This window comes from Anaerosporobacter sp., assembly GCF_965301125.1.
The window spans coordinates 1-6,892 of the sequence record NZ_CBDLAM010000158.1 but is presented as its reverse complement, the minus strand read 5'-3'; the positions used below and the strand labels follow the sequence as shown (position 1 = coordinate 6,892).

General features: G+C 35.7%; 7 protein-coding genes. All 7 read left to right on the top strand.

Annotation, left to right across the window (positions count from 1 at the left end; genetic code table 11):
- Positions 1 to 1,527 (top strand): V-type ATP synthase subunit I (locus ACW2QF_RS15030; RefSeq protein WP_455716824.1); only part of this gene is annotated, 1,527 nt, incomplete at its 5' end.
- A 54-nt stretch (positions 1,528 to 1,581) separates the two neighbouring features.
- A complete protein-coding gene (locus ACW2QF_RS15025; RefSeq protein ID WP_455716823.1) occupies positions 1,582 to 2,004 on the top strand; it encodes an ATP synthase subunit C in 423 nt (140 codons plus the stop codon).
- A 51-nt stretch (positions 2,005 to 2,055) separates the two neighbouring features.
- Entirely contained in the window at positions 2,056 to 2,364 is a 309-nt protein-coding gene (locus ACW2QF_RS15020) for a V-type ATP synthase subunit F (protein WP_167957640.1), read from the top strand.
- Positions 2,365 to 2,385: 21 nt separating this feature from the next.
- Positions 2,386 to 2,955: a V-type ATP synthase subunit E gene (locus tag ACW2QF_RS15015; RefSeq protein WP_455716822.1), complete on the top strand. Its 570-nt coding sequence runs from the start codon at positions 2,386 to 2,388 to the stop codon at positions 2,953 to 2,955.
- Positions 2,956 to 3,034: 79 nt separating this feature from the next.
- Entirely contained in the window at positions 3,035 to 4,801 is a 1,767-nt protein-coding gene (locus tag ACW2QF_RS15010; RefSeq protein ID WP_455716821.1) for a V-type ATP synthase subunit A, read from the top strand.
- 13 nt (positions 4,802 to 4,814) lie between these two features.
- Complete coding sequence (locus tag ACW2QF_RS15005; RefSeq protein WP_455716820.1) at positions 4,815 to 6,221, top strand: V-type ATP synthase subunit B; 1,407 nt, start codon at positions 4,815 to 4,817, stop codon at positions 6,219 to 6,221.
- Positions 6,222 to 6,235: 14 nt separating this feature from the next.
- A complete protein-coding gene (locus tag ACW2QF_RS15000; protein WP_455716819.1) occupies positions 6,236 to 6,871 on the top strand; it encodes a V-type ATP synthase subunit D in 636 nt (211 codons plus the stop codon).
- Positions 6,872 to 6,892: the final 21 nt, after the last annotated feature.

Genomic DNA, 6,892 nt, shown 5'->3' with positions numbered 1-6,892 from the left:
ATAATGAATTTTAAATTTATAAAATTCCGGTTTGGTCGAATTTCACATGAATTTTATAACAAATTTTCAAAATATGTTTATGAAAATCTAAATACTGTTTTTTATGAATGCGACAGCGACGAAGATTATGTATGGGGAATCTACTTTGTACCTGCCACTTCCAGTGTAAAGATAGATGCCATCTACTCTTCTCTACATTTTGAAAGAATATTCATACCAAATGAGTATGAAGGTACCCCAGAAGAAGCATATAACGATATCTTGTCAAAAATAGATCAGGTAACAGCGCAGATCAAACAGATTTCAGCAGAAATCAAGAAAAAAATTGATTCCATTGGTCCTGAACTATTAACAGCACACAATACATTACAAACACTTACTAAAAACCATGATATTCGTAAAGTTGCAGCTTGTACAAAAGAACGACGTAGTTATAAAAATAACGACAATATGATATTCTATATTCTTTGTGGCTGGATGACTCTAAAAGATGCCAATGCTTTTCTAAAAGATATTGAAAACGATCCAAACGTGTATTGTATATCTGAAGAAGTGCAAGATGACATTGGAATGAAACCACCTACTAAATTAAAAAATCCAAAGATTTTCAAACCGTTTGAAATGTTTATACATATGTATGGGGTTCCTGCCTACAACGAAATTGATCCTACTTTATTCGTAGCCATTACCTACTCATTAATCTTCGGCGTTATGTTTGGTGATGTGGGTCAAGGTCTATGTTTAGTAATAGGCGGAGCATTGTTCTATAAGTTTAAGAAAATGAATCTTGGCGCTATTATATCACTTGCTGGTATCTTCTCCACCTTCTTTGGTTTTATGTATGGAAGTGTATTTGGCTATGAAGAGTTGATTCCCAGTGTATGGATGAAACCGATGGATAATATAATGTCCATCTTAATCACAGCTATTGTATTTGGTGCATTCCTTATTATCATAGCTATGGTATTGAATATCATTAATGCAGTCAAATCAAAAGACTATGCAAGATTATTCTTTGATACCAATGGCCTGGCCGGTCTTGTATTTTATGGAGGAATTCTTTCATGTGTCGCTCTAATATTTACAGATCATGAATTACCAGGAGCAATTGTTTTAGCTATTTTATTTGGAGTACCTCTACTACTAATGTTCTTTAAGGAACCTATTGAGAGAAAATTAGAGAAAAAACAAAATCTCTTTCCTGATGGCAAGGGAATGTTTATCGTAACCTCTATATTCGAGATGTTTGAAGTACTTTTAAGTTATGCAAGTAATACAATCTCTTTCCTACGTGTTGGAGCATTTGCTCTAAGCCATGCCGCTATGATGGGTGTTGTACTTATGTTAGCGGGTGCAGAACATGGTGGCGGTAATATTTTAGTTATTATCCTTGGTAACATTATTGTTGCAGCCATGGAAGGTCTAATTGTTGGTATTCAAGTACTACGTCTTGAATATTATGAAATGTTTAGCCGTTTCTATCGTGGAACAGGTAAAGAATTTAAACCATATAAAACAAACAAATAGGTAGCTCTTTTGCTAACCAAATCATTATTATATTTTTATTTAGGAGGCATCATTATGAATTTAGTAACAAGATATATTTTTGTAGCTGCATTACTTTTAAGCATTTTTATTCCATTTGGAGCATTCTTATTAAGCAAAAAGCAAAAAGGTGGCTTTAAAGCTGCACTTGGTTTTAACGCATTTTTCTTCTTTGGAACTTTAATCTTAGCAAACATCCTTATGTTCTCTGGTAACGCATCTGCTGCAACTGAAGCTGTTGCCTCTTCATCTGGCGATGGATGGAGATACATAGCTGCTGCCCTCTCAACTGGTCTTTCTTGTATCGGTGGTGGTATTGCCGTAGCATCTGCAGCTAGTGCTGCTCTTGGAGCTATGAGTGAAGATTCAAGCATCATGGGTAAAGCATTAATCTTCGTAGCCTTAGCAGAAGGTATTGCTTTATATGGACTTGTTCTTTCATTTACGATGTTACCATAATCGTACCTAGGCATAGTTCTCCTATGACTAGGTTGAAAGGAGCGCGACATTATGCGTATGTATTTAATTAGCGACAACGTAGATACCTACACTGGAATGAGACTTGCAGGTGTTGATGGCGTCGTAATCCATTCGAAAAAACATTTGAAACAACAGCTGGACAAAGCGATAGCTGATAAAACAATTGGTATTATTTTAATAACAGAGAAATTCAGCCGTGAATTTCCTGAAATTGTGGATGATGTTAAATTAAATCGTCGTTTACCTTTAATTATAGAAATTCCAGATCGACATGGAACGGGAAGGAAACCAAACTTTATTACCGATTATGTTAATGAAGCAATTGGTTTGAAACTCTAAATCTTTGAAAGGATGTTCTTTATGACATTAGACGAAAAACTTGACAACTTTTATCACAGTGCAATTGATGATGCAACTGCACAAAGTGTTAAAATGTTAGAATCTTATGAATTGAGCTTAAAAGAAATGGCTGAAGAGAAAAAGAAATCTCTAAAAAAACAAGCAGAACAAAAAATTCATACTGAGTCTGATAATTTACTACGTGAAAAAAACAAAAAATTATCTAACGAATCCATGAGTATCAAACGTGCAATAAGCGAAAAGACAAAAGAAAAAATTGATATACTTTTCACTGATGTAGAAAAGAGATTATCTGCTTATATGAAAACACCAGAATATCAAGATTTCTTAGTTAATAAAATTAACGAAGCTGTTGCATTTGCTAATGACGATGAGATAACAATCTACATTAATCCAACCGATGCTCACTTAAAATCAGCTCTGGAATCTTCTACTAAAGTGGAGTTAACAATAAGCAATATTGATTTTATTGGTGGTATTCGTTGTGTAATTACTGAAAAACATATATTAATTGACAATTCATTTATTTCAAAATTAGAAGAAGAAAAATCAAACTTTAAATTGTCATAAGTGGAACCTATTTAGAGACCCTGATTTCAGGGTTTTTAAATAGTACATCTTAATTTAAGAAATAGGGGGTTGCTCCGATATGAACTTAAAAGGAAATATATACGGAATAAACGGTCCTATTGTTTACTTAAAAGGTAACTTAGGATTTAAAATGTCTGAAATGGTCCTTGTTGGTAAAGAAAAGCTGGTTGGTGAAGTAATTGCTTTAACAAAAGATACTACTACTATTCAGGTATTTGAGGAAACAACAGGACTTAAACCAGGCGAAGAAGTTATAGCTACAGGCAATGCTATATCTGTAACTTTAGCACCTGGTATTATTGGTAATATCTTTGATGGTATTGAAAGGCCACTGAAAGAAATAGCCAAAGAATCTGGAGCATTTATATCAAGAGGTGTAAATGTTGATTCGATAGATACAAAGAAATTATGGGATGTACATATTACGGTATCAGAAGGTGATAAAATCTATGGAGGTACTATTATTGCTGAAACACGTGAAACACGCGCAATTATACATAAATCCATGGTGCCACCGTCTGTTAGCGGTACAGTCATAAAAGTTGCACCAGACGGACAATATACAATTAACGATCCAATCGTTACCATACTTAATGAACATGGTGTAGAACAAGAACTTACATTAACTCAAAAATGGCCAATTCGTATTCCAAGACCAACTGCAAAGCGTTATGCTGCAGACCGTCCATTGATTACAGGACAAAGAATTCTTGATACCTTATTCCCAATTGCCAAAGGTGGTACTGCTGCCATCCCTGGTGGTTTCGGAACAGGTAAAACAATGACTCAACACCAATTAGCCAAATGGTCTGACGCAGACATCATCATCTACATTGGTTGTGGCGAACGTGGTAATGAAATGACTGAAGTTTTGGAAGACTTCTCAAAATTGGTTGACCCTAAATCAGGCAATCCATTACTAGATCGAACTACATTAATAGCAAATACTTCAAATATGCCAGTTGCTGCCCGTGAAGCAAGTATTTACACAGGCATTACTCTAGCTGAGTATTATCGTGATATGGGTTACCATGTCGCTATCATGGCTGATTCTACATCCCGTTGGGCGGAAGCTCTTCGTGAACTATCAGGTCGTTTGGAAGAGATGCCTGCAGAAGAAGGTTTCCCTGCTTATTTAGCATCTAGACTTTCTGCATTCTATGAACGTGCTGGATTTATGAGTAACTTAAATGGTACAGAAGGTAGCGTATCTATTATCGGTGCTGTATCCCCTCAAGGTGGTGACTTCTCTGAACCAGTTACCCAAAACACCAAACGTTTCGTACGTTGTTTCTGGGCACTTGATAAATCTCTTGCCTATGCAAGACATTTCCCAGCAATTCAATGGTTAACTAGTTACAGTGAATATGTATCTGACCTAACTCCGTGGTACACAAAGAATGTTGGTCCGAACTTTATTGAATTACGTAATCAATTGATTTCCTTATTAACACAAGAGAGTCAGTTAAATGAAATCGTTAAATTAATTGGTAGCGATGTATTACCAGATGATCAAAAGCTTGTTCTTGAAATTGCAAGAGTCATTCGTCTTGGCTTTGTACAACAAAATGCCTACCATCCATCGGATACTTATGTTCCACTTGAAAAACAATTAAAGATGATGGAAACAATTATGTATCTATATGAACAATGTAAAAAGTTAAATGCTATGAACATGCCTATGTCATTATTAAAAGAAAGCAACATCTTTGAAAGAATCATCTCAATTAAATATGATGTTGCAAATAATGAATTAGATAAATTCAAAGACTACAAAGAAGCGATTGACGATTTCTACAATCATTTATTAGAAACAAATGCGTAAGGAGGGTTATAAAATGTCAATTGAATACTTAGGACTTAGTGAAATAAATGGCCCCCTTATAGTCATAGAAGGCGTAAAGGGTGCTGCATATGATGAAATCGTTGAACTGACAGTTGACGGAACTCATCATAAACTAGGAAGAATCGTTGAAATCTATGAAGATAAGGCGGTTATACAGGTGTTCGAAGGTACAGCGGAAATGTCCCTTAAGAATACGCATACAAAATTAACTGGTCATCCTATGGAAATTGCTTTATCCGAAGATATCCTTGGTCGTGTATTTAATGGTATCGGTGAGCCAATAGATGGTCTTGGTCCTATTATCTCTGCCGACAAAAAGAATGTTAATGGTGAGCCTCTTAACCCATGTACAAGGGAATATCCTCGTAACTTTATTAAAACTGGTATTTCATCCATTGATTGTCTTACTACATTAATTCGTGGTCAGAAGTTACCTATCTTTTCAGGTAATGGTCTTCCACACGACCAATTAGCTGCCCAAATCGTTAAGCAAGCTTCCCTTGGTAGTGGTTCGGATGAAAAATTTGCAATTGTATTTGGTGCGATGGGATTAAAACATGATGTAGCTGAATTCTTCCGCCGAACATTCGAAGAAAGTGGCGCTAGTTCTCACGTTGTTATGTTTCTAAACCTTGCTAATGACCCAGTTGTAGAGAGATTAATTACTCCTAAAGTAGCTCTTACTGCTGCTGAATATCTAGCATTCGAAAAGGGTATGCATATCTTAGTAGTATTAACAGATATGACTTCCTTTGCAGAGGCAATGCGTGAAGTATCTTCTTCAAAAGGAGAGATACCAAGTAGAAAGGGTTATCCAGGATACCTATATAGTGAATTGGCAACCATTTATGAACGTGCAGGTATTGTAAAGGGTAGAAACGGTTCTGTAACACAGATTCCTATACTAACAATGCCTAATGATGATATTACACACCCTATTCCCGATTTAACAGGTTATATTACAGAAGGGCAAATTGTTCTAGAACGTGCATTACACCAAAAAGCAATCTACCCACCTATTAACGTATTACCTTCTCTATCTCGTCTTATGAAGGATGGTATCGGTGATGGCTATACAAGGGAAGACCATCAAGACCTTTCAAACCAACTCTTCTCATCTTATGCACGTGTAGGAGAAGCAAGAGCACTTGCAAGTGTTATTGGTGAAGATGAATTATCTCCTATCGATAAGAAGTACTTGAAATTCGGTACTGCTTTCGAGAATGAATTTATCTCTCAAGGATTAACGGAGGATAGAAGCATTGAAGAAACCTTAAATCTTGGATGGAAACTGCTTGCTATTCTACCTAGAGAAGAACTTGATAGAGTTGATACGAAGATTCTTGATAAGTACTACCAGGCTCCTACTACTAACGAAACCTCTTCTACTGAAGAATAAAGGATGGTGAGTATATGGATCCAAATACATTTCCCACTAAGGGAAATCTAATCCTTGCTAAAAACTCATTAGCTCTATCAAAACAAGGCTTTGACCTTATGGATAAGAAGCGAAACATACTTATTCGTGAGTTGATGGAGTTAATTGATAAAGCAAAGAATATTCAGTCAGAAATTGATGAAACTTTCACATCTGCATATATTGCCTTGCAAAAGGCCAATATTGAGATGGGTATTAATACCGTTCAAATGTTAAGTAAAACTGTTCCTGAGGAAAATTCTATTACGATTAAAACACGCAGTATTATGGGTACAGAGATTCCCTTAGTTGAATATGATAATGCTTCTCTCACCCCTACGTATTCTTTCTATGGAACAAGGTTATCCCTTGATGAGGCTTGCAGACATTTTAATAGAGTAAAGGAATTAACCATTCGTTTATCCATGGTCGAAACTTCTGCTTACCGCCTTGCCACAAATATTAAGAAAACACAAAAACGTGCTAACGCACTTAAGAATATAACCATCCCTCACTACACAACATTGGTAACTGACATTCAGAATGCACTTGAGGAAAAGGAACGTGAAGAGTTCACAAGACTTAAGGTTATAAAACGTATGAACACTGAAAAAAAGAAAGCAAAAGCATAGTATTGTATAATAACTGAATTC